19 protein-coding genes are annotated in these 25,834 nt (G+C 72.4%); 5 read left to right on the plus strand and 14 right to left on the minus strand.

What is annotated here, in order from left to right; all coding sequences use genetic code 11:
* Nucleotides 1-19: 19 nt before the first annotated feature.
* The 7 genes from FFT10_RS24485 to FFT10_RS24515 all read right to left on the minus strand — a co-directional run bounded on the left by FFT10_RS24485 (nt 20) and on the right by FFT10_RS24515 (nt 6,829).
* Complete coding sequence (locus FFT10_RS24485) at nt 20-592, minus strand: DUF3833 domain-containing protein (protein ID WP_137735507.1); 573 nt, start codon at nt 590-592, stop codon at nt 20-22.
* The gene (locus FFT10_RS24490) at nt 589-1,893 is read right to left on the minus strand and encodes an MFS transporter (RefSeq protein ID WP_137735508.1); all 1,305 of its coding nucleotides are present in this window, start codon (nt 1,891-1,893) and stop codon (nt 589-591) included. The genes FFT10_RS24485 and FFT10_RS24490 overlap by 4 nt, the downstream gene beginning before the upstream one ends.
* Before the next feature lie 22 nt (nt 1,894-1,915).
* Complete coding sequence (locus FFT10_RS24495) at nt 1,916-2,509, minus strand: chalcone isomerase family protein (RefSeq protein ID WP_228027295.1); 594 nt, start codon at nt 2,507-2,509, stop codon at nt 1,916-1,918.
* Nucleotides 2,509-3,750, minus strand: coding sequence for an SAM-dependent methyltransferase (locus FFT10_RS24500; RefSeq protein WP_137735509.1), 1,242 nt, complete (start codon nt 3,748-3,750; stop codon nt 2,509-2,511). Before FFT10_RS24500 ends, FFT10_RS24495 begins: the two co-directional genes overlap by 1 nt.
* A 38-nt stretch (nt 3,751-3,788) precedes the next feature.
* Nucleotides 3,789-4,586 carry a DUF1365 domain-containing protein gene (locus FFT10_RS24505; protein ID WP_137735510.1) on the minus strand — a complete coding sequence of 266 codons (798 nt, stop codon included), beginning with the start codon at nt 4,584-4,586 and terminating at the stop codon, nt 3,789-3,791.
* Nucleotides 4,587-4,603: 17 nt separating this feature from the next.
* Complete coding sequence (locus FFT10_RS24510; protein WP_137735511.1) at nt 4,604-5,950, minus strand: NAD(P)/FAD-dependent oxidoreductase; 1,347 nt, start codon at nt 5,948-5,950, stop codon at nt 4,604-4,606.
* A gap of 291 nt (nt 5,951-6,241) precedes the next feature.
* Nucleotides 6,242-6,829 carry a glutathione peroxidase gene (locus FFT10_RS24515; RefSeq protein ID WP_137735512.1) on the minus strand — a complete coding sequence of 196 codons (588 nt, stop codon included), beginning with the start codon at nt 6,827-6,829 and terminating at the stop codon, nt 6,242-6,244.
* A 161-nt stretch (nt 6,830-6,990) separates the two neighbouring features.
* Here FFT10_RS24515 and FFT10_RS24520 point away from each other — a divergent pair, with 161 nt between their 5' ends.
* On the plus strand, nt 6,991-7,863 hold the full coding sequence (locus FFT10_RS24520) for a ferritin family protein (protein WP_137735513.1): 873 nt from the start codon (nt 6,991-6,993) through the stop codon (nt 7,861-7,863).
* 77 nt (nt 7,864-7,940) lie between these two features.
* On the opposite strand, the gene FFT10_RS24525 is transcribed toward FFT10_RS24520, so the two are convergent.
* Genes FFT10_RS24525 through glnE form a run of 4 tightly spaced genes read right to left on the minus strand, consistent with a single transcriptional unit; the run spans nt 7,941 to nt 12,968 of the window.
* Entirely contained in the window at nt 7,941-8,603 is a 663-nt protein-coding gene (locus FFT10_RS24525; RefSeq protein WP_137735514.1) for a glutathione S-transferase family protein, read from the minus strand.
* 33 nt (nt 8,604-8,636) lie between these two features.
* Nucleotides 8,637-9,590 carry a DMT family transporter gene (locus FFT10_RS24530; RefSeq protein ID WP_137735515.1) on the minus strand — a complete coding sequence of 318 codons (954 nt, stop codon included), beginning with the start codon at nt 9,588-9,590 and terminating at the stop codon, nt 8,637-8,639.
* A 10-nt stretch (nt 9,591-9,600) separates the two neighbouring features.
* Nucleotides 9,601-10,233, minus strand: coding sequence for a rhombosortase (gene rrtA / locus FFT10_RS24535; RefSeq protein WP_137735516.1), 633 nt, complete (start codon nt 10,231-10,233; stop codon nt 9,601-9,603).
* Complete coding sequence (glnE, locus tag FFT10_RS24540; RefSeq protein WP_137735517.1) at nt 10,212-12,968, minus strand: bifunctional [glutamate--ammonia ligase]-adenylyl-L-tyrosine phosphorylase/[glutamate--ammonia-ligase] adenylyltransferase; 2,757 nt, start codon at nt 12,966-12,968, stop codon at nt 10,212-10,214. The genes rrtA and glnE overlap by 22 nt, the downstream gene beginning before the upstream one ends.
* A 136-nt stretch (nt 12,969-13,104) precedes the next feature.
* Here glnE and FFT10_RS24545 point away from each other — a divergent pair, with 136 nt between their 5' ends.
* The 3 genes from FFT10_RS24545 to FFT10_RS24555 all read left to right on the plus strand — a co-directional run bounded on the left by FFT10_RS24545 (nt 13,105) and on the right by FFT10_RS24555 (nt 20,693).
* On the plus strand, nt 13,105-17,373 hold the full coding sequence (locus FFT10_RS24545; RefSeq protein WP_228027296.1) for a YhdP family protein: 4,269 nt from the start codon (nt 13,105-13,107) through the stop codon (nt 17,371-17,373).
* A 73-nt stretch (nt 17,374-17,446) separates the two neighbouring features.
* Entirely contained in the window at nt 17,447-17,845 is a 399-nt protein-coding gene (locus FFT10_RS24550; protein WP_137735519.1) for a phosphonate transporter, read from the plus strand.
* A gap of 16 nt (nt 17,846-17,861) precedes the next feature.
* Entirely contained in the window at nt 17,862-20,693 is a 2,832-nt protein-coding gene (locus tag FFT10_RS24555; protein ID WP_162520910.1) for a PAS domain-containing protein, read from the plus strand.
* Between the two features lie 3 nt (nt 20,694-20,696).
* On the opposite strand, the gene FFT10_RS24560 is transcribed toward FFT10_RS24555, so the two are convergent.
* A complete protein-coding gene (locus tag FFT10_RS24560) occupies nt 20,697-21,293 on the minus strand; it encodes an ECF-type sigma factor (protein ID WP_137735521.1) in 597 nt (198 codons plus the stop codon).
* A gap of 135 nt (nt 21,294-21,428) precedes the next feature.
* Between FFT10_RS24560 and FFT10_RS24565 the strand changes: the two genes are divergently transcribed.
* Nucleotides 21,429-24,230 (plus strand): serine/threonine-protein kinase, encoded by a 2,802-nt coding sequence (locus FFT10_RS24565; RefSeq protein WP_162520911.1) that lies wholly within the window; start codon nt 21,429-21,431, stop codon nt 24,228-24,230.
* 18 nt (nt 24,231-24,248) lie between these two features.
* Here the strand turns inward: FFT10_RS24565 and FFT10_RS24570 are convergent, their stop codons facing one another.
* On the minus strand, nt 24,249-24,491 hold the full coding sequence (locus tag FFT10_RS24570) for a hypothetical protein (protein ID WP_137735523.1): 243 nt from the start codon (nt 24,489-24,491) through the stop codon (nt 24,249-24,251).
* Between the two features lie 107 nt (nt 24,492-24,598).
* Nucleotides 24,599-25,747, minus strand: a complete 1,149-nt coding sequence (locus FFT10_RS24575) for a 3-deoxy-7-phosphoheptulonate synthase (protein WP_137735524.1) — start codon at nt 25,745-25,747, stop codon at nt 24,599-24,601.
* Nucleotides 25,748-25,834: the final 87 nt, after the last annotated feature.

A 25,834-nucleotide genomic window follows, 5' to 3' on the forward strand; every position in this document is an offset into this window, starting at 1 on the left:
GGGCTTTCTCGCCGGGCGGTCAGCCGGGCAGGCGTTGGAAGGACAGCAGCACCTCGCCCAGGCGGATGCCGAACTTCGACATCACCGCACGGTTGAGCATCACCTGGTCGTCGACCAGGAACATCCAGTCGTCGAACTGCACTTCCCAGGTGCGGCCGTCCACCGGCAACAGCAGGGTGTAGCGCCAGTTCAGCGCATTGCCCGCGGCCTGGCCCTGGGCCTCGCCCAGCACGTCGGCGGCGGTGCCGATGTAGCGGCCGTCGGCGCCGCGTTGGAGCGTCCAGACGCGCGTCTCCTTGCGGCCATCGGCATAGGTGAAGCGTTCGTCCAGCGTGCCGGTGTCGCCCACCCAGGTGCCGGTGAGCTGCACGGTGAAGCGCTGCAGCACCTTGCCGCCGCGGTCGGTGACGATGCCGTGGGCCAGCAGCTTGCCGTTGAAGTACTGCTTGAGGTCGAGCTTCGGGCTCTGGCTGGCGTAGTCGGCCGGCGTCGGGCTGGCGCAGCCGGACAGGCCCAGCGTGGCCAGGCCGGCGATGGCCAGGGTGGCGCCGGCGGCCAGCCGGCGCAGGGTGGGGGTGAAGCGCGGTGTCATGGGCGGTCCAGGTGGGTGCGAAAGGTCCAGAGCAGGCCGGCGGCGCCGGCCTTCAGCAGGCAGGGCACGGCGGCATAGACCACGGCCAGCGCGTTCAGCGCCGTGGGGTCGGTGGCGCCGGGGGCATAGCCCAGCCACTGCAGCGCCGGCAGGGCCAGGCCGGCGGCCAGCGCCAGGTTGAGTTTGTTGGCGCAGGTCCACCAGCCGAAGTAGTTGCCCTCGTGGCGCAGCGCATGGCCGGCGCGCTGGATCACGCCGGTCAGCAGCGCGCCGGGCACGGCCAGGTCGGCGCCCAGCGCCACGCCGGAGGCGATGCAGATCGCCAGGAAGGCGGCGGTGTCGTCGCTGCCCAGCCGCGCCGCCCACATGAAGGCGGCAATGGCCAGGCCCATGCCGGCCAGCCAGCAGCGCAGCAGGCCGAACCTTGCCACCGCCCGCACCCACAGCGGCATCGACAGCGCTGCCGCGGCGAAGTAGCTGCCGAGAAAGGCCGGCTCCCAGGCCGGCGCCTGCAGCCGGTCGCGGATGAAGAAGATCACCAGCGTGGCCGGGATCGCGCTGGCCACGCCGTTGAGCAGGAACACCGCCATCAACCGGCGGAAGGCCGGCGTGCGCCAGGGCAGCAGCCAGGCGCCCGGCTCGCTCGCTGTGCCGGTCTGCAGCAGCCGCAGCGGCGCGGCGCGGAACGGCGCGCCGGACAGCGCCCAGATCGCCAGCGCCAGCAGCGTGATGCAGGTGACCACCATCACCGGCACGCCGGCCAGCGCGGGCAGCACGCTGGCGGCCAGCACGCCGGCCAGCGACAGGCCCTCGCGCCAGCCGGTGATGCGGGCCTGTGCAGTGGCCCCGCCGCCCAGCCGGGCGCCCCAGGCCTGGTGCAGCACGCCCAGGGCGCTGTAGCCCAGGCAGGTGACCACCAAGGCCACGGCGCACCAGGCCAGCAGCGCGTCCGAACCCTGCACCTGCGGGAAGAACAGCGCCGCGAAGCCCAGCGCCATCAACAGCGCCGCGCCGGCCGCAGCCGCCAGCACCTGGCGGCGCGGGCGCGCCAGGCCGGCATCGACCATCCGGCCCAGCCAAGGGTCGATCAGCGCATCCAGCGCGCGGGTGCCTAGCAGAACGGCGCCCAGCCCGGCCAGCGGCACGCCCAGCTGGGCGGCGTAGTGGTTGGGCAGCAGCACGTACAGCGGCAGCGCGGCAAAGGCCAGCGGCGCGCCCAGCGCGCCGTAGCGCAGGCCATCGGCCAGGCTGAAGCCGGAGGACGCGGCGCCAACAGGTTGGCTGAGCGTGCGGTTGGTCATGGTGCTGGGCGGGGTCGGCCGGTCAGGCGCCGCCGCTCACCAGCTGCTGTCGCAGCTGCGGGTCGGAGGTGCGCGGCGACAGCCAGATGCCGAAGAACAGGCGGGTGAACTCGGCATCGGCCACCTCGCCGCGCAGCGCGCCGTTGAAGTAGAACCGTGCCGACTGGCCCGGCCGCTGGATGCCGGTGATGCGGTCGCCCGGCTTGACGTTGGGGAACAGCGGCGTCATCGCCTGCGTCCAGCGCGCCGATTGTTCTGCACTGAAGGTGGCCAGCCGCTGCATCTCGCGCAGCGAGCTGCTGACGATCAGGTCGGCCTTGATGTTGCGGGCATAGACCAGCTCCAGCGCCAGCGGCTGGCTGGCCCCGTCACCGTTGACGGCCGCGGGCGCCCACAGCCGGGCGTCGTAGATGCGCATGCCGAGGAAGCGCATCGCGCCGCTGCCGCGCAGGTGGGCGCCGGGCAGCTCGCCGGCCAGCTCGGGCGGTGCAGCCATGTCGGACCGTGCCCGCACCGCCACGCCGGCCGACAGCAGCACGCCGCCCGTCAGCGCGGCCAGACAGGCGCGGCGGGTGGTGCCGCAGCGGGGCCGGACAGGAGCGGCAGGATGGCGCATCAGGCCCCCGGTCGGCGCAGGGTGAACTGCATCACGTCGGTGTTGCCGCTGGCGAACGCCGCTTCGCAGTAGGCCAGGTAGAACTCCCAGGTGCGCATGAAGCGGGTGTCGAAGCCCAGGCCGCGCACCTGCGTGTCCTGGTGCAGGAAGTCCTGCCGCCAGCGGCGCAGCGTCTCGGCATAGTCGGTGCCGAAGCGCAGCTCGCGCTCCACCTGCAGGCCGGCCTTCGCCGCCTCGGCGCGGAAGGCACTGGGGCTGGGCAGCAGGCCGCCCGGGAAGATGTACTGCTGGATGAAATCGGTGCCGCTGACGTAGCGGTCGAACAGTGCATCGTCGATGGTGATCGACTGGATGCAGGCGCGGCCACCGGGCTTGAGCTGGTCGTGCACCGTCTTGAAGTAGCTGGCCCAGTATTCGCGGCCCACGGCCTCGAACATCTCGATCGACACGATGGCGTCGAATGGGCCGTCGCCGATGTCGCGGTAATCCTGGAAGCGCAGGGTGGCACGGTCGGCCAGGCCGGCCTGGGCCAGCCGCTGCTGGCCGAAGACGAGCTGCTCGGCCGACAGCGTGACGCCGGTGATGCGGGCGCCGAAGTCGCGCGCCGCGCATTCGGCCAGGCCACCCCAGCCGCAGCCGATCTCCAGCACCCGGCTGGCCGGCGTCACATGGCACTCGCTCAGCGCGCGGCGCATCTTGGCCTGCTGCGCGGCGGCGGTGTCCTGCGCGGTGTTGCCGTTGAACCAGGCACTGGAATACGTCATCGTGTCATCCAGCCACAGCTTGTAGAAGCTGTTGCCCAGGTCGTAGTGGGCGTGGATGTTGCGTTTGCTGCCGGCGCGGCTGTTGCGGTTGAACAGGTGGCGCATGCGGTGGATCAGGTTGCCCCACCAGGTGCCGTAGACCACCGACTCCATGGCATCGCGGTTGGCGATGAACAGCTGCAGCAGCGCCACCAGGTCGTTGGCCGCCCAGTCGCCGGCGATGAAGCTCTCGGCGAAGCCGATGTCGCCCGAGCGCAGCGCGGCGCTGCAGATGTTCCAGTTGTGCAGACGCAGTGCGGCATGCGGCTCGTCGGCCTTGCCGCTGCCGAAGTGCAGCTGGCTGCCATCGGGCAGCTGGACATCCAGCGTGCCCACCTGCAGGCGCCGCAGCAGCGCGAACACCGCGCGGGCCGCAGCGGGTGCAGTGTGGGGCAGGGCCAACGAGCCGGTGTCGACGGTGGTGGAGGCAGAGCGCATCGTGGAGATCCTGGGTCCGGTGCGGTGAACGGGAGGGGTCAGCGGGTGGGCAGGGCGGGCGCCACGGCGGCGCCTGGTGCCTTGCCGAAGAACGGCACCCGCTTGAGCAGCAGACGCAGGGCCTGCCAGTGGATGCGGGCGATCACGCCCAGCGTGAGCAGCGGCATGCGCCACAGCGCGTGGTGCAGGCGCTGCGGCGTCAGCGCGGCCAGCTCGCCGCTGACGCTGGTCAGCAACAGCGGGCCTTGGGCGTCGTCATGCACGATGCGGGCCACGGTGCGGCCGGCGCCGTCGTTGCCGGTGGTGGTGCGCATGAAGCGGAAGCGGTAGCCGCCCTCGATCTGGCAGAACGGCGACACATGGAACTGCTTGACGGCCGGCAGCTCCTGGCCCCAGGCCAGCTGCGGGTCGGTCAGCAGATAGCAATGGCGGCCGCCGAAGGTGTTGTTGACCTCGGCGACGATGGCCGCCAAGCTGCCGTCGGCCCGGTGGCAGTACCAGAAGCTGACCGGCTTGAAGGCCACGCCCAACATGCGCGGGTAGGTGTGCAGCCACACCTCGCCGGTGGCGTCGGCGATGCCTTCGGCCTGCAGGCGCTCGTCCAGCCAGGCCAGGCAGTCGGCGCGGCCATCGCCATGGTCGGCATCGTGGAAGCTGACCCAGCCGCCGCGGTTGCGCCGCAGGCTGGGGTTGGGCTGCTGGCGCAGCTGGCGCATCGGCAGCAGCAGGAACCAGGTCGGGTAGTCGAAGCCATGGCCCACCGGGCGCAGCCGCTGGTGGCGCACCCGGCCAATGCCCAGCTGGGCCTGTGGCGCGGTGGCGGTGCGGGCGTCCATGGCTGTCACTGACGGCGTCAGGCGGCGGCGCGCACCGGCGTGCCAGTGATCTCGGCGGCCCAGCGGGCGCGCAGGCCCTCGGCCACGGCCATGCCGGACATCAGGCCGTCCTCATGGAAGCCGTAGCGCGTCCAGGCGCCGGCAAACCACACATGCGACTGGCCCTGCAGCAGCGGCACGCGGACCTGCGCGGCGATGGCGGCCAGGTCGAACACCGGGTGGGCGTAGTCGTATTCGCCCAGCACGGTGGCAGGCGCCGGGTCGCGCACCGGATTCAGCGACACCACCACCGGCTGCTGCCAGGGCAGCGGCTGCAGGCGGTTGATCAGGTAGTGCAGGCACACGGCCGATTGCTCCTGCGCATGCTGCGGCGCGCGCAGGTAGTTCCAGGCCGCCCAGGCCTTGGGCCGCTCGGGCAGCACGCTGGCGTCGGTGTGCAGCACCGCGCGGTTGCGGTGGTAGCCGATGGCGCCCAGCACGGCGCGCTCGTCGGCGCTGGCATGGTTGCCCAGCAGGGCCAGGCTCTGGTCGCTGTGGCCGGCCAGCACCACCTCGTCGAAGCGCTCGCTGCCGTGGTCGGTGTCGATCCACACGCCGGCATGGCCGCTGTCGGGCGGCAGGCGGCGCACCGCGCGCACCGGAACGCCAGCGCGGGCATCGGGAATGCGCTGCAGCATGCGCTGCACATAGTGCTTCGAGCCGCCACGCACCGTGTACCACTGCGGCCGGTCGGTCACCCGGATCAGGCCGTGGTTGTGGCAGAAACGGATCATTGTGGCCACCGGGAAGCGCAGCATCTGGTCGGTGGGGCAGCTCCAGATGCAGCCCAGCATCGGCAGCAGGTACCAGTCGCGGAAGGCGTTGGAGAAGCCGCGCTCGGTGAGGAACTCGCCGATCGGCTGCTGCAGCGCGGCCTCCTGCTGGGCTTCGGCGATCTGCGTGGTCACGCGGTTGAAGCGCAGCAGATCCCGCAGCATGCCCAGGAAGCGTGGGTTCACCAGGTTGCGGCGCTGGGCGAACACGGTGTCCAGGTTGCAGCCGCTCCACTCCAGCGCGTTGCGGCCGTCCGGGCCGGGCACCTGCACCGAGAACGACATCTCCGACGGTGCGGTGTCCACGCCCAGGTCGGCAAACAGCTTGCGCAGATGCGGATAGGTGGCGTGGTTGAAGACCAGGAAGCCGGTGTCGACACCGTGGGTGGTGTCGTCGATCGTCACATCCACCGTGTGGGCATGGCCGCCAAAGCGCGGGTCAGCTTCGAACAGCGTGACCTGGGCGTGGTCGGCCAGGTGCCAGGCGGCGGCCAGGCCGGAGATGCCGGCGCCGACGACGGCGACGCGCCGCGTGGGGCGGGTGCCGGTCATGCAGCACCCCGGGGGCTGGAAGAAGAAAGAGCCGTGCAGCGCCCTGAGGCCAACGAGGGAGGGAGGGAGGAGGAGGAGAACTGCCTCAGGATTGCTTGTCGGTCATCCGACAGGCTGCACGGCGCGAAAACTGATGACAGGCTTATCGGCCTGCACACAGACACATTGAGCCCAAGTCGTTGCGAAGGTTCCGCAGCGCGCGGCACCTTTGCACGCCAGCAACGATTCAGGTCGGTCATGGTCTGTTGGGTATTGATTTGAACTGATGAGTTCAAGTGTGACTGCTCAGTCTCACTTTGTCTTCAGTAGTTTCTCCAAGTCCTTCACGAAAGCCGGGTCTTTCGGATCGACCGCCGAGGCGTGGCTGATGACCACATCGCCCTGGCGGCTGACCAGGTACTTGTGGAAGTTCCACTTCGGCGTGGCGCCGCTGCGCTGGGCCAGCGCCACGAACAGCGGGTTCACGGTGCGGCCCGGTCCTGGCGCCACGCTGGACTTGGCGAACATCGGAAACTTGACGCCGAAGGTGTTCTCGCAGAAGTCGGCGATCTCCTTGGCGCTGCCGGGCTCCTGCTGGCCGAAGTCGTTGCTGGGAAAGCCCAGCACCACCAGGCCGCGCGGGCCGTAGGTGGCATGCAGTGCCTCCAGGCTCTTGTACTGCCCGGTGAAGCCGCAGAAGCTGGCGGTGTTGACCACCAGCAGCACCTTGCCGGCGTAGCTGCACAGATGGACCGGCTTCTCGTCCTGCAGCCGCGGTTGCGTCTGCTGCAGCATCGCCGGGCAGGCGGCGGCCGGGATGGCCGGATGGGCTGCCTGGGCATGGGCTCCCGTCGGCAGCAGCGCGGCAAGCAGCAACGGGACGATCAAGGCATGGCGCATGGGTGGACTCGCAGGGTGCGTGGATGGGGATACGGTGGCCGGGGCCGACCGGATGCGCAGGGGGGCCGGCGGCCCCCCGCGCCCTGTGGTTGCTGGCGCCTGGCGTGGTGCGCGTTGGGGGTGGCGCCCTAGAATCATGCCCTTGCTTCGGAAAGACCCTCATGCTCTACCCTGAACTCTTCAAGCAGCTGGAAGCCGTGCGCTGGAACATGGACACCGACATCGCGTGGGCCCAGTTCGACGCGAGCCTGCTGACCGAGGACCAGGCGCAGACCATCAAGATGAACGCCATCACCGAGTGGGCGGCGCTGCCGGCCACCGAGATGTTCCTGCGCGACAACCGTGACGACAGCGATTTCTCCGCCTTCATGAGCGTCTGGTTCTTCGAGGAGCAGAAGCACAGCCTGGTGCTGATGGAATACCTGCGCCGCTTCCGGCCCGACCTGGTGCCCACCGAGGCGGAACTGCACGCGGTGCGCTTCGAGTTCGACCCTGCGCCCGCGCTGGAGACGTTGATGCTGCACTTCTGCGGCGAGATCCGGCTGAACCATTGGTACCGCCGCGCCGCCGAATGGCACACCGAGCCGGTGATCAAGCAGATCTACGAGACGCTGGCCAAGGACGAGGCCCGCCACGGCGGCGCCTACCTGCGCTACATGAAGCGTGCGCTGACCAAGTTCGGCGACGAGGCCCGCAGCGCCTTTGCCAAGGTGGGCGTGCTGATGGCCAGCGCCCGTCGCACCGCGCAGGCGCTGCACCCCACCAACCTGCATGTCAACGAGAAGCTGTTCCCGCGTGACACCATCCAGAGCCGCCTGCCCGATCCGGCCTGGCTGGAGCACTGGCTGGACAAGCAGATCCAGTTCGACACCGTGTGGGAGAACAAGGTGGTCGAGCGCATCCTGCACAACATGAGCCTGCTGATGGAGCGCAGCTTCGCCAGCGTGCAGGAGCTCAACCGCTTCCGCAAGGAAGTGACCACCCGGCTGGCCGCCTCGGCCGCCCACAACCAGCGCGGCATCCAGCCGGCCTGAACCGCGGCCTTCCGCTGTGCAGGCATGAAAAAACCGGCCCGCGGGCCGGTTTTGTGCTTCTGGCGGTCAGCGGTCGATCAGCCGGCCTTGGCGGCGGCGGCCATGCGCGCGGCATCGGCCTTCTTGTCGGCATCCACCTTCTGCGCGCTGGGGCGCTGGGCGATCAGGCCGGCGTAGGCCTTCCAGTCGATGCCGGCGGCGGCCAGCAGGTCTTCGCCCAGCACCTTCTTGGTGGCCAGGGCCACCAGCGGCAGGCTGACGTAGGCGGCGCAGTCGGCCAGGCCGAAGCTGTCACCGGCCACATAGGGGCCGAACTTGGCCAGGCGCTGGAAGCCGGCGATGTTCTTCGTCAGCTGCTTGCGCACGCGGTCCTGCGTCTCCTGCGGGACCGTGCCGCCGAAGAAGGCCTGGGCATACAGCTCGCGGGCCACCAGCTCCAGGTGCAGGTCGATGAAGGTGCACAGCTCGCGCACCTTGGCGGCGGCCAGCGGGTCGGCCGGCACCAGCGGATGCGCCGGGTAGGCCGCTTCCAGGTAGTCCACCATCACCTGGCTCTCGCACAGCGTGCCACCGTCGGTGCGCAGGAAGGGCACCTTGCCCAGTGGCGTGGCGGCCAGCACGGCGTCGTCCTTGCTGCCGGTCATCACCAGTTCCTCGTTGAACGGGATGCCTTTTTCCAGCAGGGCCAGCTTGACCTTGTTGTAGTAGTTGGAAACCGCGAAACCGCAGAGCGTGAGCATGAACCATCTCCTGTAGGGGGTGCGGGCCGCAGTCTAGGTGCGGCCTGTGCCTGCAGTGCTTCCCGCAGGTGACACCCGCGTCGGCGCCCGGTTCACCAGCGCGATGCCCAGCACCACGGTGGCGCAGGCCACGCCCAGGCGCAGCGTCAACGGCTCACCCAGCAGGCCCACGCCGGCCAGCAGGCCGGCCAGCGGCGTCAGCAGCGTGAACGCGGTGACCTGGGTGGCCGGGTAGCGCCGCAGCAGCCAGAACCACAGCAGGTAGCTGACGAAGCTGACCACGGCGGTCTGGAAGCCCATCAGCGCCCAGGCCTGGGTGCTCAGCTGCCCCGGCGCCGGCCAGGCCTCGCCGACCAGCCACGAGCCGACCAGCAGCAGCGGCCCCGACACCGCCAGCTGGTAGAACAGCGCCTGCACCGGCGTGGCCGTGGCCAGCCGGCTGCCGCGCAGGCACAGGGTGTTGGCGCCCCAGAGCACGGCGGCCAGCACGCCCAGGGCGTCGCCGATCCAGCGCTGTTCCTTGCCGGGTACCGGCGTGCCGGTCAGGCTCTCGGCAAAGGCCCAGGCCACGCCGCTGAAGGCCACCGCCAGGCCCAGCAGCTGGGCGGCGCTGGGCCGTTCGCTGTGCGCCACCAGCGGCATGCCCAGCGCCACCACGAAGGGCGCCAGGTAGATGAAGACGATCATCCGCGAGGCCTCGGTGTACTGCAGGCCCCAGTAGATGCAGGCGAACTCGGCGGCGAAGGTGGCGCCGGCCAGCAGCCCGCCCGGCAGCGTGCCGTTGCGCAGGCTCAGCGAGATGCCCTGCCAGCCAGCCCAGGCCGCCACCAGCAGCGCCGCGCCCACCGAGCGCGCACCGGCCTGCAGCAGCGGTGGGATCTCGGCCAGCGTCAGCTTGGTGACGGCATGGTTCAGACCCCACAGGGCGCAGCAGCCCACCAGGGTGACGATGGCCAGGGTGTCCAGCCGGGTGCGTCGATCGTTCATCGGGGCGATGCTAGGGCGCGGCGGGGGTGGCCCGGTCTGCAGCACTGCCCACGCCGCAGGCCAGGGCGCACAGCCAGCCGGCCAGCGCGCCGCTGGCATGGGCCGCCGGTGCGACCGGGAAATCCCAGCCGGCCACCTGCTGCAGCGGCCCCAGCCAAGGCGCCTCCAGCCCCAGCTTGATGAGCAGGCCGGCGGCGATGGCCGCCCCCACCGCCCGGCGCAGGCCACGCTCACCGCGCAGCAGCTGCCAGGCCACCACCGCCACCGCCGCATGCAGCACGCCGGACAGCCCGCCGTAGGCGCTGAGCGCCGGCTGCGCCAGCAGGCCCAGCTGGGTCAGCGGCCAGGCCAGCGCCCAGGCCAGGGCGGCGCGGCGGCCGCAGCCAGCAGCGCGGCCCAGCACCGCCACGACGGCGGTGGCCACCAGGTTGCCGGCCAGGTGCCACGCGCTCAGGTGCACCCAGGCCGCGGTGATGGCGCGCCAGGGCTCGGCGGCGGCCAGCGCCGGTTGCCAGTTGATGCGGGCCGGGTCGACGGCCTCGGCCGCCAGCGCGCCCAGCGCCGCGGCGGCACACAGGCCGGCCCAGTGCATCCAGGCCGGCAGTGCGGCCAGCCGCCGGCTCAGCCGAAGACGGCCTGCCACAGCACCAGGATGGCGTCGCGCTCGCGGGCCAGCTGGTCCGGCTCCACCTGGGTGGGCCGCTCGTCCAGCCGCGCCGCATGCTGGGCGCGGCGCAGCTCGCGGTAGGCATCGGCGGCGGCCTGGCCCACGCCGCCGGACAGCAGGCCGGCGGCCTCGGCCCGCTGCAGCAGGGCGATGTTGCCGGCGTTGTCCAGCAGGGCCGGGTGGCGCTGGCCATGCGCCAGCACCAGGTACTGCACCGCGAACTCGGCATCCATCATGCCGCCGGCGCTGTGCTTGACGTCGTAGCGCCCCGCCTTCACCGGCCGGGCGGCGCGCACCTTCTCGCGCATCTCCAGCACCTCGCGCCGCAGCTCGGCCGCGTCGCGCGGGGTGGCCAGCACCTGGCGGCGCACCGCGTCGAAGCGTGCCGCCAGCACCGGCGATCCGGCACAGAAACGGGCGCGGGTCAGCGCCTGGTGCTCCCAGGTCCAGGCGGTGTTGCCGCCGCGGCCGACCTGGTAGCGCTCGAAACTGTTGATCGAGGTGACCAGCAGGCCCGAGTTGCCGTTGGGCCGCAACGCGGTGTCGATGTCGAACAGCTCGCCGGCGGCGGTGCGCAGCGTCAGCCAGGTGATCAGCTTGCGCACGAAGTGGCCGTAGACCTCCTGCGCGCGGTCGGCATCGGGCTCGTCGGCATCGTCGTAGAGGAAGACCACGTCGAGGTCACTGCCGTAGCCCAGCTCCTTGCCGCCCAGCTTGCCGTAGGCGATGACGGCGAACGTGGGCGCCGGCCGGTGGTGCTGGCGCAGCCGCGGCCAGGCCCAGCGCAGGGTGCAATCGAGCGTGGCGTCGGCCAGGGCCGAGAGATCGTCGGCCACCTGCTCCACCGTGATCAGGCCTTCGACATCCCGCACCAGGGTGCGGAACACCTCGGCATGGTGGGCGTGGCGCAGGGTGTCGAGCAGGGCGTCCTCGTTGTCCTCGCCGGCGCGCTGCCAGGCCCGGTGGCGGTCGTCGAGGCCGGCGATGTACTCGGCGGCGTTGAAGCGCTCATGCAGCAGGCGCTCGTCCGACAGCTCGTCGATCACGCCCGGGTGGCGCATCAGGTACTGCATCGGCCAGCGGGCCAGGCCCAGCAGGCGCAGCAGGCGGCGCAGCACCTCGGGCCGCTCGGCCAGCAGGGCCAGGTAGCTGTCGCGGCGCAGCAGCGGCTCCAGCCAGTCGATGAAGCGCAGCGCGGCGGCTTCGGTGCAGTCGCCGTCGTCGACGCAGACGCCGGTGCGCTGCACCAGCCGGCCCAGCCGCAGCTTGCTCTCCTCGCGCAGCGCCAGCACCCGCGGGTGCTCGCGCCAGGGCTTGATGCGCGCGGCCAGGCCGGGCGGCAGGCGCTCCAGCAGCAGCTCGCTGTCGATGGCCTGCGGGCCGGGGCCGCAGTTCTTGCAGGCACCACGCGCGCCGCCGCCCTGGCTGTCGTGCAGCAGCGCGTCGAACTCGTTGGCCACCAGCTCGCGGATCTCGCACAGCCGGTCGAGCAGGCCGCAGGCCTGCGACACGCGGGCATCGGCGTCGTCGCACAGGCCCAGCGAGCGGGCGATCCAGTCGAGGTCGGCGTCGTTGGTGGGCAGCAGGTGGGTCTGCTGGTCGTCCAGGAACTGGATGCGGTGCTCCACCTGGCGCAGGAAGACGTAGGCCGCGTCCAGCTTGACGGCGGTCTCGGGCTTCATCAGGCCGCGGCCGGCCAGCTTGTGCAGGCTTTTCAGCGTGCTGCGGGTGCGGATCTCCGGGAACTGCCCGCCGCGCACCACCAGCAGCAGCTGCACGATGAACTCGATCTCGCGGATGCCGCCGCGCGACAGCTTCACGTCGTTGGCGCGCTCGGGCCGGCCGGCAGCGCGGCGCTGGGCCTCCTCGCGGATCTTGCGGTGCAGCTGGCGCAGGCCTTCGAAGATGCCGTAGTCCAGGTAGCGCCGGTAGACGAAGTGCGAGACCAGCGCCCGCAGTGGCAGCGCCCGGCCGCTGGTCACGGCCGCCCGTGGGGCCACCACCCGGCTCTTGAGCCAGGCGAAGCGTTCCCACTCGCGGCCCTGCACCTGGAAGTACTCTTCCAGCATGCCCATGCTGACCACCGGCGGGCCAGAGTTGCCGTTCGGCCGCAGCGCCAGGTCGACACGGAAGACGAAGCCGTCGTCGGTGGTGTCGCCGATCAGCGCATACAGCCGCTTGGCCACCTGGGTGAAGTACTCGTGGGCGCTGACCGGTTGCGGGCCGTCGGTCTGCCCGTCGTCCTCGTAGACGTAGATCAGGTCGATGTCGGACGACACGTTCAGCTCGCGCGCGCCGAGCTTGCCCATGCCGATGATCCAGAAGTCGATCACCCGGCCCTGGGCATCGCGCGGGGCGCCGAAGCGGTCATCGGCCTCGGCACGGGCAGCGGCCAGCGCGATCTCCAGCGTGGCCTCGGCCAGCACCGTCATCGCCAGGGTGATGTCGCCCAGCGGCGCAGCCTGCTCCACGTCCAGCACCGCCAGGCGCTCGACCACCAGCTGGCGCGCCACCCGCAGCGCCGACGGCAGCGCGCGGCCGCCGTCCTGCAGCTGGCCCACCAGCGCAGTGATGGTGGCGGTGTCGGGCAGACCTGGTGGCAGCAGCGGCAGCTCGGCCGCATAGCGGCGGCGGATGCGCTGCACGAAGCGGCTGTGGTCGGCCGCCGCACGGGGCGCGCTTGTGTCCGGCGCGTGAAGTTCGGAACCCATGGAGCGGCTGTGGCTCTGTGCTAGATTGCCTCGCAGCCCGGCGCCTGGCTGCGCCGTGCCGAGCGGGCCGGCACAGCCGGGTCGTCCAGACGCAGGCCGATCTCACGCACTGCGCACCGGTTCTCGCTCCTCATCCATGCCTCACTCGTCGTTGTCAGCTGCGGTGCGCCAACCGGCCAGCCGGTGGGGGCGCCCTGCGTGGCCAGGCAGGCTGTGGGCCGTCTGGCGCTGGGGCTGGCGCATCGCGCTCGGGTTGTTGTTGGCAGTCTGGCTGCTGGCCTTGCTGGCCTGGTCCACCCTGCATTGGCTGATTCTGCCGCGTCTGGACGAATGGCGCCCACGCGTGGAAGTACTGGCCACGCAGGCACTGGGGCATCCGGTGCAGATCGGCCGCCTGGCCACCCAGGGCGGCGGCTGGCTGCCCAGCTTCCTGCTGCAGGACGTGGTGCTGCGCGACCCCGCCGGCCACGAGGCCTTGCGCCTGCCGCGGGTGCAGGCGGCGCTGTCGGTGCCCTCGCTGCTGGCGCTGCAGCTGCGCTTTGCCCAGCTGCTGATCGAAGACGCCCGGCTGGATGTGCGGCGCGACGCCGCCGGCCGCCTGTACGTCGGCGGGTTGCCGCTGGGCAGCGCCTCGCCCACGCTGGCGGGCGATGGCAGTGCCGACTGGCTGTTCAGCCAGCACGAGATCCTGGTGCGCGGCGGCACGCTGCGCTGGCTGGACGAGCAGCGCGCCGCGCCGCCGCTGGCCCTGGCCGACGTGCAGCTGCTGCTGCGCAACCGCGGCCGCCGCCATGAGCTGCGGCTGGAGGCCACGCCGCCGGCCGACTGGGGCGACCGCTTCACCATCGTCGGCCAGGCGCGCGGGGCGCTGCTGTCGCGGCCCGGCGACTGGCGCCGCTGGAAGGGCACGCTGCATGCCAGCTTGCCGCGCGCCGATGTCGCCCAGCTGCGCCACCATGTGACGCTGCCGGTCGACCTGCAACAGGGCCGGGCCGCGCTGCGCGCCTGGGTCGACTGGGACCAGGGCCAGCCGCAGGCGCTGACGCTGGATGCGGTGCTGAGAGGTGTCTCGGTGCAGCTGGGCCGCGACCTGGAGCCGGTGGCCGTGGCCGGCCTCAGCGGCCGCCTGGTGGCCGAGCGCCAGGGCAACGGCGCCAAGCTCGCGCTCCAGGGCCTGGGCTTCACCCTGCCCGACGGCGCCACCTGGGCGCCCAGCCAGCTGGCGCTGCAGTGGCGGTCGTCGGCCGCCGCCGGCCTGGCTGCGGCGGCTGCGGCCGAGCCGGCCAGCCAGCCCGCCAGCCAGCAGTGGCTGCCGCCGCTGGACGGCGGCCAGCTCACCGCCGACCGGCTGGACCTGCCGCTGCTGGCCCAGCTGGCCGAGCGCCTGCCCATCGGCAGCGGCCTGCGTGAATTGCTGCGCCAGCTGGAGCCTGAGGGCACCGTCACCGCGCTCGATGCGCGCTGGGATGGCCCGCTGGACCAGCCGCGCAGCTGGAGCGCCAAGGCCGGTGTGCAGGGCCTGGCGATCGCCGCGGCCGCGTCGCCCGAGCCCGGCGGCATCGGCCGGCCCGGCTGGCGCGGTGCCGACCTGCAGATCACCGCCAACCAGGCCGGCGGCCAGGCCGATCTGAAGCTCAACGATGGCCAGCTCACCCTGCCCGGCGTGTTCGACGAGGCGGTGGTGCCGCTGACCCGTTTCGGCGCCCGGCTGGAATGGGCGCTGACCCCCGCCGCCCAGGGCGATGGCCTGCCGACGGTGCAGCTGAAGGTGCGCAACGCCAGCTTCGACAACGCCGATGCCCGCGGCAGCCTCGAGGCCACCTGGCAGACCGGCGCCGGCACCGGCTTCGGCAAGGGCGGCCGGCTGCCTGGCGTGCTGCAGCTCGAGGGCCGCCTGGCCGAAGGCCGCGCCACCCAGGTGGCGCGCTACCTGCCGCTGGGCATCGGCATGGAGAGCAGGCTGTGGACGCAGCGGGCGGTGCGTGGCGGCAGCCTGCACGACGTCAGCTTCCGGGTGCAGGGCGACCTGTGGGATTTCCCATTCGTCAACAAACGGGATGGCGACTTCCGCATCACTGGCCAGCTGAAGGACGTGACGCTGGCGCCGGTGCCCTCGGTGCCGCCGGGCAGCGGCGAGCCGGCGTGGGACTCGCCCTGGCCCACCTTCGCCAACATCTCGGGCGAACTGGTGTTCGAGCGCGACAGCATGCGGTTCTCCAAGACCCGCGGCACGCTGTGGGGCCTGGCGCTGGACGAGGTCTCGGGCGGCATCCGCGCGCTGTCGGCCGAGCCCACGGTGCTGGAAGTCGACGGCCAGGTGCGCGGCCCGCTGGCCGATCTGCTGCGTGCGGTGCGCGGCACGCCGGTGAGCGATGCCACCGGCCGCCTGCTGGACGCCACCACCGCCAGCGGCAACGCCGACCTGAAGCTGGGCCTGACGGTGCCACTGGGCCGCAGCGCCGAGGCCCAGCTGCGTGCCGTGCTGCAGCTGCCCGGCAATGATGTGCGCCTGCGGCCCGACCTGCCACTGCTGGGCCATGCCCGCGGCCGCATCGAGGCCACCCACAAGGGCGTGGTGATCGCCGGCCTGCGCGCCCAGCTGCTGGGCGGCGAGGCGGTGCTGGACGGCGGCAGCCAGCCCGACGGCAGCCTGAAGCTGACAGTCAGCGGCCTGGCCAGCGCCGAGGCGCTGCGCCGCGCCACCGAGCTGGGCCCGGCCGTGCCGCGCCTGGCCCAGCGGCTGCAGGGCCAGGCCAGCTACCGGCTGCAGAGCAGCCTGCTCAACGGCCAGACCGACTGGGCGCTGGCCAGCAACCTGCAGGGCATGGCCATCGACCTGCCGGCGCCGCTGGGCAAGCCGGCCGAGCAGGCGCTGGCCCTGCGCGTCAGCAGCGCGCCGGATGTCCGCGCCAGCAGCGCGTCGGACAGCCGCGCCTCCACCACCGCACCGCCGCGCGACTGGCTGCGCCTGGAGCTGGGCCCGCTGCGCGCCCAGGCGCTGGTCGAGTCCACCGCCACCGGCCTGCGGCCGCTGCGCAGCGCCTGGTCCTGGGAGGCGCCGTTGCCCGAGCCGGTGGCCGGCGGCCGCGCGGTGCTGGCGCTGGCCCGGCTGGATGCCGATGCCTGGCGCGGTGCGCTTGCCGGCGTTCCCGCCGCAGCCGCTGCAGCGGCCGACGACAGCGCCTGGCTGCCGCAGACCCTGCAGCTGACCACGCCCGAACTGCTGCTGGCCGGCCGGCGCCTGAGCGGCGTGGTGCTCGATCTGCAGCGCCAGCCCGCCACGGCGGCCGAGGCCGGCGACACCTGGCGCGCCCAGTTCAAGAGCGACCAGGCTGCCGGCACGCTGGATTACCGCGAGGCCCGCCAGGCCAGCGCGCCCGGCCGGCTGCGCGCCCAGCTGGCGCGGTTGAGCCTGCCCGACGAGGTGGCTGGCCCGGCGGGCAGCGACCCGGTGGCGCAGATCGTCGACCGTGCCGGCCAGGTGCTGCCGGCGGTCGACCTGGAGGTGGCCGACTTCGAGCTGCGCGGCCGCAAGCTCGGCAGCCTGGTCCTGCAGGCGGCCAACCGCCCGGCCACTGGCGACGCCGCCGGTCGCACCGAGTGGCAGGTCACCCGCCTGCGGCTGAAGAACGACGACGCCACCCTGATCGCCGACGGCCGCTGGGAGGCTGTGCCCGGCCAGGCCCGCCGGCGCATGGTGCTGGCCTTCGAGCTGGATGTCGCCAATGGCGGCGCCCTGCTCGAGCGCCTGGGCTTCGGCAAGGTGCTGCGCGGCGCCAGCGGCAAGCTGGCCGGCACGCTGGGCTGGGACGGCTCGCCGCTGGCCTTCGACCTGCCGTCGCTGGGCGGCCGGCTGGCGCTGGACATGCAGGGCGGCCAGTTCCTGCAGATGGACCCGGGCGCGGCGCGCCTGCTCGGCGTGATGAGCCTGCAAGCCCTGCCGCGGCGCCTGCTGCTGGACTTCCGCGACGTCTTCCAGCAGGGCTTCGCCTTCGACACCGCCACCGCCAGCCTGCTGATCACCCGTGGCGTGGCCAGCACCGAGAACCTGCGCCTGCGCGGCCTGCAGGCCCTGGTGGCGATGGCCGGCACCGCCGACATCGGCCGCGAGACGCAGGACCTGCATGTGGTGGTGGTGCCCGAGCTGAACGCCGGCAGCGCCAGCCTGGCCTATGCGGCGGTGAACCCGGCGGTGGGCCTGGGTGCCTTCGTCGGCCAGTGGCTGCTGCGCGAGCCGCTGCGCCAGGCCAGCGCGCGGGAATTCCGCATCACCGGCCACTGGGATGCGCCCAAGGTCGACCGGCTCGAGCGTGGCCTGCTGGACCCGCTGCCGCCGTCGGCCTCGGCCCGTGCCGACAACGCCAGCGCGGCGTCGGTGGCGCCGGCGGGACAGGCCAAACCCTGATGCCGCGCCGCGCTGCGACAGCGCGCGGTCGAAGATAATTTTCAGAGGAGGAGCGCCACCGGCGCCCGCAATCATGACGCAGCCCACTCCCCCGCAATTCGACCAGGCCGACCTGCTGGACTGGCTGTGCGCAGCCGACCCGGCCAGCCTGGATGACCTCGGCTTCGGCGTCATCGGCTTCGGGCCGGACACCGAGGCCGTGGTGCAGCGCTACAACCGCACCGAATCCCTGGGCTCCGGCCTGCCGCTGGACCAGGTGCTGGGCCGGCCGCTGTTCAACGAGGTGGCCCAGTGCATGAACAACTACCTGGTGGCCCAGCGCTTCGACGACGCGCAGGCCGACGGCACGGTGCTGGACGACCAGCTGCCCTATGTGTTCACCTTGCGCATGCGGCCCACGCCGGTGGTGCTGCGTCTGCTGTCGGCCCCCGGCCGGCCGCTGCGCTTCGTGCTGGTGCAACGCAGCCAGTGACCCTGCCGGCGCCGTGATGAGTGAGCTCGCCGCCGAGCACGGCCACCTGCTGCGCTTCCTGTATGCGGCGCCGGTGGGCCTGGTGCATGCCACGCTGGACGGCAGCATCGAGACCATCAACGCGGCCGCGGCGCGTTTCCTGCTGCCGCTGGCACCCGATGGCCGGCTGGACAACCTCTACACCGCGCTGCAGAACGCGCTGCCGACACTGCGCGCCGATGTCGCCGGCCACGCTGGCGGCGCGGTGGTGGATGGCCAGCACCTGGAGATCACGCCGCCGCCGCGCAGCCGTGCCCAGCCCCTGACCCTGGCGCTCACCGTCACCCGCATGGCCGGCGATCGCCTGGTGGCGGTGTTCAACGACATCACCCAGCAGATGCGCCAGGAGCGTGCCCTGGCCGAGCGCGAGGCCCACTACGGCGCCGTCGTGGCCGTGCTCAGCGAAGGCATCCTGGTGCATGACCCGCTGGGCAAGCTGCTGCTGTGCAATGCTGCGGCCGAGCGCCTGGCCGGCGGGCCGGGGCATGACTGGCACGGCTTCAGCCCCACCGCGCCCGGTGGCGCCACGCTGTGGCCCGATGGCCGGCCGATGCCGGCGGCCGACACGCCCACCGGCCGGGTGCTGGCCGGCGGCCCGGCGCAGCAGCATGTGCAGGTGCTCAGCGTGGCGCCCGACGGCGAGCGGCGCTGGTTCGAGGTCAGCGCCCAGCCGGTGCGCCAGCCCGAGGGCGGCGCGCTGCTGGCGGTGGTCACCTCGTTCACCGACACCACCCAGCGCCAGCGCCTGCTCGACGAACTGGCCCGCCACCGCGACCGGCTGGAGGCCATGGTGGCCGAGCGCACCCGCCAGCTCGAGGCGTCCAACGCCAGCCTGGCCGAGCAGCAGAACCTGCTGCGCACCGTGGCCGATTCGGTGCCCGGCATCGTCGGCTACTGGGGTGCCGACCTGCGCTGCCGCTTCGCCAATGCCGGCCACCTGGCCTGGTTCGGCCGTGCGCCCGAGGACATGGTCGGCTTGCCGCTGCAGACCCTGCTGGGCCCGGCGCTGTTCGCGCAGCAGCGGACGCAGATCGACGGCGTGCTCGCCGGCCAGGCGCAGCACTTCCAGTCGCCGCTGATGCGGGCCGACGGCGTGCTGCGCCACACCTTGGCCGCCTACATCCCCGACACCGCGGATGGCGCGGTGCGCGGCTTCAACATGGTGGTCTCCGACGTCACCGAGCTCAAGCAGGCCGAGCTGCAGATGGGCGCGCTGAACGACGAGCTGGCCCGCCGCGTCGCCCGCGCCGACGACGCCACCCAGGCCAAGAGCGCCTTCCTGGCCAACATGAGCCACGAGATCCGCACGCCGATGAATGCCATCCTCGGCCTCACCCACCTGATGGTGCGCGACGCCAGCGACAGCCTGCAGCGTGACCGCCTGGGCAAGGTGGACCATGCGGCGCGCCACCTGCTGCAGGTGATCAACGACATCCTCGACCTGTCGAAGATCAGCGCCGGCAAGATGGTGCTGCAGTCGGCCGACTTCGACCTGGACCTGGTGCTCGAACGCGCGCTGGAGCTGGTGGGCACCGAGGCCCGCGAAAAGGGCCTGGACCTGCAACTGCAGCACGCCGGCATGCCGCGCTGGCTGCGCGGCGATGCGGTGCGGCTGTCGCAGTCGCTGATCAACCTGCTGGGCAATGCGGTGCGCTTCACCAGCCAGGGCTGGGTGCGGCTGACGGCGCAGGTGGTCGGCGAGGATGCCGAGCGGGTGCTGCTGCGCTTCGAGGTGCAGGACACCGGCCCGGGCATCGAGCCGTCGCAGCAGGGCCAGCTGTTCGAGGCCTTTGCGCAGGCCGACAACAGCGCCACCCGCCGCCATGGCGGCACCGGCCTGGGGCTGGCGCTGACCCGCCACATCGCCGAGACCATGGGCGGCAGCGTGGGCGTGGACAGCACGCCCGGGGTGGGCAGCCGCTTCTGGTTCTCCGGCTGGTTCACCCGCGTGGCGCCGACCGCAGCGGAGACAGCCGGCGCCGCTGCCGGTGCAGAGGCCGGTGTCGATGCGCAGCTGCGTGCCCGCCATGCCGGCCAGCGCGTGCTGCTGGCGGAAGACAACCCGGTCAACCGCGAGGTGGGGCTGGCACTGCTGGAGGCTGCCGGCCTGCATTGCGACAGCGCCGACAACGGCGAACTGGCTGTCGCCATGGCCACCAGCACGCCCTACGCCCTGGTGCTGATGGATGTGCAGATGCCCGGCACCGACGGCCTGGAAGCCACCCGCCGCATCCGTGCGGCCGGCGGCGGCCGCAGCGGGCCGCAGGTGCCCATCCTGGCGATGACCGCCAACGCTTTCCATGAAGACCGCAACGCCTGCCTGGCCGCCGGCATGAACGACCATGTCGCCAAGCCGGTCGATCCCGACAAGCTCTACGCCGCGCTGCTGCGCTGGCTGCCGGCGCCCGACGCCCGGCCGGCGCCGGCGCCGGTGGCGGCCCGGCCACTGACCGAGCGGCTGGCGGCGGTGGACGGCTTCGAGCTGGACACCGCGTTGCGACATCTCGGCGGCAAGACCGACCTGCTGGCGCGGGTGCTGGCGCGCTTCGTGGCCAGCCACCGCCAAGGCATGGCGGCGCTGGCCGAGCCGGTGCAGCCCGATCCGCTGCCCGCCTGGCAGGCGGCCTGCCACAGCCTGCGTGGTGCGGCCGGCACGCTGGGCGTCACCCGGCTGCTGCCGGCGCTGGCGCCGTTCGAGCTGGCGTTGCGCCAGCGGGCCGACCTGGCGGCGCTGGCGTCCCAGGCGCGCCAGCTCAACCAGCAGCTGGTGGCCCTGGTGGACCAGCTGGCCCGGGTGATCGACGGCTGAGGCTCAGCCTGCGGCCAGCGCCCGGTGCAGCCAGGCCCGGGCGGCCGTCCAGTCGCGCTTGACGGTGGCCAGCGACAGGCCCAGCGCGTCGGCGATCTCGGTGTTCTCCAGCCCGCCGAAGAAGCGCAGCTCCACCACCTTTGCCGCGCGCGCATCCACCGTCTCGAAGGCCAGCAGCGCCTCGTGCACCGCCACCAGGTCGCGGTCGGTCGCGGCGCCCAGCTCCTCCAGGCCCGACAGCGTGATCGGCACCAGCTCGGCATCACGCTTGGCGGCCCGGTGGGCCAGCGCGTGGTTGACCAGGATGCGCCGCATCATCGTCGAGGCCACCGCCAGGAAGTGGCTGCGGTTCTTCCAGTGGGTGCGGGTCTGCTCGGCCATGCGGAACCAGGCCTCGTGGGCCAGCGCGGTGGCGCTGAGCGTGTGGCCGCTGTCCTCGCGCCGCATGTGGCCGCGGGCCAGCCGACGCAGGTCGTCGTAGAGCAGCTCGAACAGGCGGTTGGCCGCCTGCGGCTGCAGGCCGTCCAGCGCGCTGAGCCACTGCGTGACCTGGCCCGGATCGAATGCTTCTTCGGCTGGCGCTGACACTGGCGTTCCCATCGACTCCTCCACACGATTGTGCCGCCGCCACCTGGCGCCGATCGTGCGGGCCTTCACGGGCCGGCTGGCCCGGTCAGGCCATCACCGCAACCAGGGGGGCCGGCACCGCACCACGGGGTACCGAGAATGCGGGCCATGCCGTCGCCTTCCTCTGCCGACCTGCCCGACTGGGCCCAGGTGCGCGCCCTGTTCGACCAGCTGGCCGCGCTGCCGCCCGCGGAGCGCGAGGCCGCGCTGGCGGCCAGCGGCGCCAGCGCCGCGCTGCAGCAGGAGGTGCGCTCGCTGCTGGTCCATGCCGATGCGGCGCGCACCGCCACCGGTGGTGGGGGCTTCCTGGCCACGCCGGCTGCCGCCACCCAGGCCCCGGCCGATGCCGACCGCAACGGCCAGCGCCTGGGCGCCTGGCGCATCGACGGTCTGCTGGGCCGCGGCGGCATGGGCGAGGTGTGGAGCGCGCAGCGCGACGACGGCGCCTTCGACGGCCGTGCCGCCATCAAGGTGCTGCGTGCCGGCATGGATTCCCAGCGGGTGCTGGAGCGCTTCGCGCTGGAGCAGCGCGCGCTGGCGCGGCTGAACCATCCGCACATTGCCCACCTGCTGGATGCCGGCCGCACCGCCGACGGCCTGCCCTACATCGTGATGGAGGCGGTGACCGGCCGGCCGATCGACGCGGCCTGCGCCGGCCTGCCGGTGGCGCAGCGGCTGGCGCTCTTTCTGCAGCTGGCCGATGCGGTGGCCCATGCCCACCGGGCGCTGCTGGTGCACCGGGATCTGAAGCCCAGCAACGTGCTGGTGACCGGTGACGGCCAGGTCAAGCTGCTGGACTTCGGCATCGCCAAGGCGCTGGACCCGCTGGAAGGCAGCGACGGCCATGCCACCGTGGCCGGCGAGCGGCCGTTCACCCCGCACTACGCCAGCCCCGAGCAGGTGCGCGGCGAGCCGGTGGGCACCGCCACCGACATCTACAGCCTGGGCGTGCTGCTGTACCTGATGCTGACCGGCCAGCGGCCCACCGGCCGCAGCGCCAGCAGCGCTGCCGAGGCGGCCCGCTGCGTGCTGGAGGAGACACCGCTGCGCCCCAGCGCGCTGACCGGGGAATCCACCGGCCCCGGCCTGGCGGTCGATCCGCAGTGGCTGGCCACCCGCCGCACGCTGGAAGGCGACCTCGACAACGTGCTGCTGAAGGCGCTGGACAAGTCGCCCGCCGGCCGCTACGCCAGCGTCGATGCCTTCGCCGCCGACCTGCGGGCCTACCTGGACGGCTTCCCGGTCAGTGCGCGGGCAGCGGGCTGGGCCTACCGGGCGCGCAAGTTCGTCGGCCGCAACCGGCTGGGCGTGGGCCTGGCCACGCTGGCCCTGGTGGCGGTGGTGGGCGGCGGCGCGCTGGCCACCTGGCAGGCGGTGGTGGCGCAGCAGCAGCGGGATCTGGCCGAGCGCCGCTTCGACGAGGTTCGCCGCTTCGCCCGCACCATGCTGTTCGAGGTGGACACCGCGCTGCGCGACGGCCCCACCGCCGGCCGCGAAAAACTGGTGGCCACCACGCTGCAGTACCTGGACAGGCTGTCGGCCGAACGCCTGACCGATGCCGACCTGCTGCGCGACGTGGCCGAGGCCTACGAGCGGGTGGGCGACATCCAGGGCAACACCATGCAGGCCAACCTGGGCCGGCCGGAGGATGCCCGCCGCAGCTTCGACAAGGCCCTGGCGCTGCGTGAGTCCCTGGCCAAGCTGGCGCCCGATGACCTGAAGAACGTGCAGGGCCTGTTCACCATCCAGGAGCGCCTGGGCGACCAGACTCGCGCTGCCGGTGATCTGCCCGCCGCCGCCCGCCACTACGGCGAGGCCCTGCGCCATGCCACCACCCTGGCCCGCGCCAGGCCCGACGACCTGAAGCTGCAGCTGCGCCGCATCGAGGCGGCACGCTACCGCGCCTCGGTCGACTACTGGCCCTTCAACAGGAGCCTGGGCCGTTATGCGGAGGCGCGGGCGCAGATCGAGCAGCTGGTGGCCGACTACACCACCTTGCTGGCCCGCCACTCGGCCGCGCCCGAGGTGCTGGAGCATGGTGGCGGCCTGCTCAACCAGCGCAGCGATTTCCAGCGCGTGGCCGGCGACTACCCGGCCAGCCTGGCCACCCAGCGCCAGAGCCATGCGCTGGCGACGCAGCTGCTGGCCCAGCAGCCCGACAACCCGCGCTGGCAGCGCTGGCTGTACCTGGCCGAGGGCCGGCTGGCCGATGCGCTGCTGGAGACCGGCGACACCGCCGCCGGCGTGGCACTGTGGCAGCAATCCATCGCCCGCCGCGAGCAGGTGGCGCAGGCCGATCCGTCCAACGAGCGGGCGCAGCGCAACCTGGCCAACGGCTACGGCCCGTTGGCCGAGCAGCTGTTCACCCTGGGCCGGCACGCCGAGGCGCTGGCCTGGTACCAGCGCGAGAACCAGCTGCTGCGCGATCTGCGCGCGCGCCATCCGCAGGTCAAGGCGCTGGTCGGCCGGCTCAACGAGAGCGACCGCGACCTGGCCCGCCAGCACCTGCTGGCCGGCCGCCCGGCCGAGGCGCTGGCGCTGCAGCGGGAACTGGACGCGCGCCGCGCCGATGCCCTGGCCCAGCCGCCCGCCGATGCCGAGGCCGCCAAGTACGCGCTGGTGCGGGCGCAGGTGCTGCTGGGTGCCGGCGGCGTGGCGGCCGACCAGCGCGCGCGTCTGCTGGCCGATGCCCGCGCCGGACTGGCACTGCTGGAGGCGGCCGCGGACCAGGAGCCGTTCAACGCCCTGCTGGCGCGCGAGGCCGGCCTGGCGGCCTGGACACTGGGCGACAGCCTGCGCCGCGGCGATGCCGCCGCCGGGGCGGCGCTGCAGCAGCGGGGGCTGGAGCGGCTGCGCGCACTGCAGACCGCGGGCCACCTGCCGCGCACGGTGGTGTGGCCGGCGCTGTAGCGCGGGGCTGACCGGACCTCAGGCCGCAGCGCGTGGGTCGGGCAGCGGCAGGTTCAGCGTGGCAGACAGGCGCTGCGCCGCATCACGCAGCGCCGGCCGGTGGGAGGCCGCGCCCAGCGCCAGGCAGGCGCCGGCGTAGGCGGGGTCGGTCTGCAGCCGTTCCACATGCACCCGGTGGCCGTCGCCGGCCATCAGCCACTTGAAGTCGATGATCTCGACCAGGTGCAAGGGGTGGTGCGGTCCCGCGTGGACAGTGTTCATGGGTTCTCGGAGGTGGCCCCCAGGTTAACGGCCCAACCCGGTCCGGTGCTGACACCGGTTTCTGGGGTGGACTGCCCAACCTGTCACGCTTGCCGCTTCACACCGCGTCAGGCCGCGGGCGTGGCGCGGCGGGCGCGCACCGCGTCGCTCAGCGTCTGCAGCACGCCCACCGAGTCGTCCCAGCCGATGCAGGCATCGGTGATGCTCTGGCCGTAGGCCAGGTTGGCCGGATCGTCGGTGCCGGCGCTGAACTTCTGCGCGCCGGCGTTCAGGTGGCTTTCCACCATCACGCCGAAGATGCAGCGGTTGCCCACGGCCATCTGCGCGGCGATGTCGCGCGCCACGTCGATCTGCCGATGGTGCTGCTTGCTGCTGTTGGCATGGCTGCAGTCGATCATCAGCTGGCAGGGCAGCTTGGCGGCGCGCAGCTCGTTGCAGGCGGCGTCCACGCTGGCCTTGTCGTAGTTGGGTGCCTTGCCGCCGCGCAGGATCACATGGCAATCCTTGTTGCCCTTGGTCTGCACGATGGCCACCTGGCCGTTCTTGTGCACCGACATGAAGTGGTGCGGCCGGCTGGCGGCCTGGATCGCATCGGTGGCGATCTTCAGGTTGCCGTCGGTGCCGTTCTTGAAGCCGATCGGCGCGCTCAGGCCACTGGCCAGCTCGCGGTGCACCTGGCTTTCGGTGGTGCGCGCGCCGATCGCGCCCCAGCTGATCAGGTCGCCGATGTACTGCGGGCTGATCACGTCGAGGAACTCGCTGCCCGCCGGCACGCCCAGGCGGTTGATGTCCACCAGCAGCTGGCGGGCGATGCGCAGGCCCTCGTGGATGCGGTAGCTCTCGTCCAGGTAGGGGTCGTTGATCAGGCCCTTCCAGCCCACGGTGGTGCGCGGCTTTTCGAAGTACACCCGCATCACGATCTCCAGCGTGTCGGCGTACTTGGCGCGCTCGGCCTTCAGCCGGCGGGCGTAGTCGATGGCGGCGGCCGGGTCGTGGATCGAGCAGGGGCCGATCACCACCAGCAGCCGGTCGTCCGTTCCGTCGAGGATGCGGCGCACGCGGGCACGGGTGTCGCCGATCAGCTGCTCCACCGGCGTGCCGGCGATCGGGAAGAAGCGGATCAGGTGCTCGGGCGGCGGCAGCGGCGTCACCTCCTCGATGCGCTGGTCGTCGGTCTGGCTGGTCTTCTCGCTCAGCGCATAGCCAAAGCCCGGCTCGGTGTTGCTGCTGCGGCTGCTGGGGTGTTGGGGGGCCATGGTCTGCTCCTGGGCTGCGGTGTCGGTCGGGACGGTGGGGACGAAAAAAAACCGCCGGGGTTGCCGGCGGTTTGTCTGGTGCTTGCT

The sequence above is a fragment of the Pseudaquabacterium pictum genome (assembly GCF_005403045.1).
Taxonomy (GTDB): Bacteria; Pseudomonadota; Gammaproteobacteria; order Burkholderiales; family Burkholderiaceae_C; genus Pseudaquabacterium; species Pseudaquabacterium pictum.

What these genes read in the sequence shown, in the direction of transcription:
- FFT10_RS24485 (WP_137735507.1), bottom strand. Translation starts at nt 592, where the DNA reads ATGACACCGCGCTTCACCCCCACCCTGCGCCGGCTGGCCGCCGGCGCC.
- FFT10_RS24490 (WP_137735508.1), bottom strand. Translation starts at nt 1,893, where the DNA reads ATGACCAACCGCACGCTCAGCCAACCTGTTGGCGCCGCGTCCTCCGGC.
- FFT10_RS24495 (WP_228027295.1), bottom strand. Translation starts at nt 2,509, where the DNA reads ATGCGCCATCCTGCCGCTCCTGTCCGGCCCCGCTGCGGCACCACCCGC.
- FFT10_RS24500 (WP_137735509.1), bottom strand. Translation starts at nt 3,750, where the DNA reads ATGCGCTCTGCCTCCACCACCGTCGACACCGGCTCGTTGGCCCTGCCC.
- FFT10_RS24505 (WP_137735510.1), bottom strand. Translation starts at nt 4,586, where the DNA reads ATGGACGCCCGCACCGCCACCGCGCCACAGGCCCAGCTGGGCATTGGC.
- FFT10_RS24510 (WP_137735511.1), bottom strand. Translation starts at nt 5,950, where the DNA reads ATGACCGGCACCCGCCCCACGCGGCGCGTCGCCGTCGTCGGCGCCGGC.
- FFT10_RS24515 (WP_137735512.1), bottom strand. Translation starts at nt 6,829, where the DNA reads ATGCGCCATGCCTTGATCGTCCCGTTGCTGCTTGCCGCGCTGCTGCCG.
- FFT10_RS24520 (WP_137735513.1), top strand. Translation starts at nt 6,991, where the DNA reads ATGCTCTACCCTGAACTCTTCAAGCAGCTGGAAGCCGTGCGCTGGAAC.
- FFT10_RS24525 (WP_137735514.1), bottom strand. Translation starts at nt 8,603, where the DNA reads ATGCTCACGCTCTGCGGTTTCGCGGTTTCCAACTACTACAACAAGGTC.
- FFT10_RS24530 (WP_137735515.1), bottom strand. Translation starts at nt 9,590, where the DNA reads ATGAACGATCGACGCACCCGGCTGGACACCCTGGCCATCGTCACCCTG.
- glnE (WP_137735517.1), bottom strand. Translation starts at nt 12,968, where the DNA reads ATGGGTTCCGAACTTCACGCGCCGGACACAAGCGCGCCCCGTGCGGCG.
- FFT10_RS24545 (WP_228027296.1), top strand. Translation starts at nt 13,105, where the DNA reads ATGCCTCACTCGTCGTTGTCAGCTGCGGTGCGCCAACCGGCCAGCCGG.
- FFT10_RS24550 (WP_137735519.1), top strand. Translation starts at nt 17,447, where the DNA reads ATGACGCAGCCCACTCCCCCGCAATTCGACCAGGCCGACCTGCTGGAC.
- FFT10_RS24555 (WP_162520910.1), top strand. Translation starts at nt 17,862, where the DNA reads ATGAGTGAGCTCGCCGCCGAGCACGGCCACCTGCTGCGCTTCCTGTAT.
- FFT10_RS24560 (WP_137735521.1), bottom strand. Translation starts at nt 21,293, where the DNA reads ATGGGAACGCCAGTGTCAGCGCCAGCCGAAGAAGCATTCGATCCGGGC.
- FFT10_RS24565 (WP_162520911.1), top strand. Translation starts at nt 21,429, where the DNA reads ATGCCGTCGCCTTCCTCTGCCGACCTGCCCGACTGGGCCCAGGTGCGC.
- FFT10_RS24570 (WP_137735523.1), bottom strand. Translation starts at nt 24,491, where the DNA reads ATGAACACTGTCCACGCGGGACCGCACCACCCCTTGCACCTGGTCGAG.
- FFT10_RS24575 (WP_137735524.1), bottom strand. Translation starts at nt 25,747, where the DNA reads ATGGCCCCCCAACACCCCAGCAGCCGCAGCAGCAACACCGAGCCGGGC.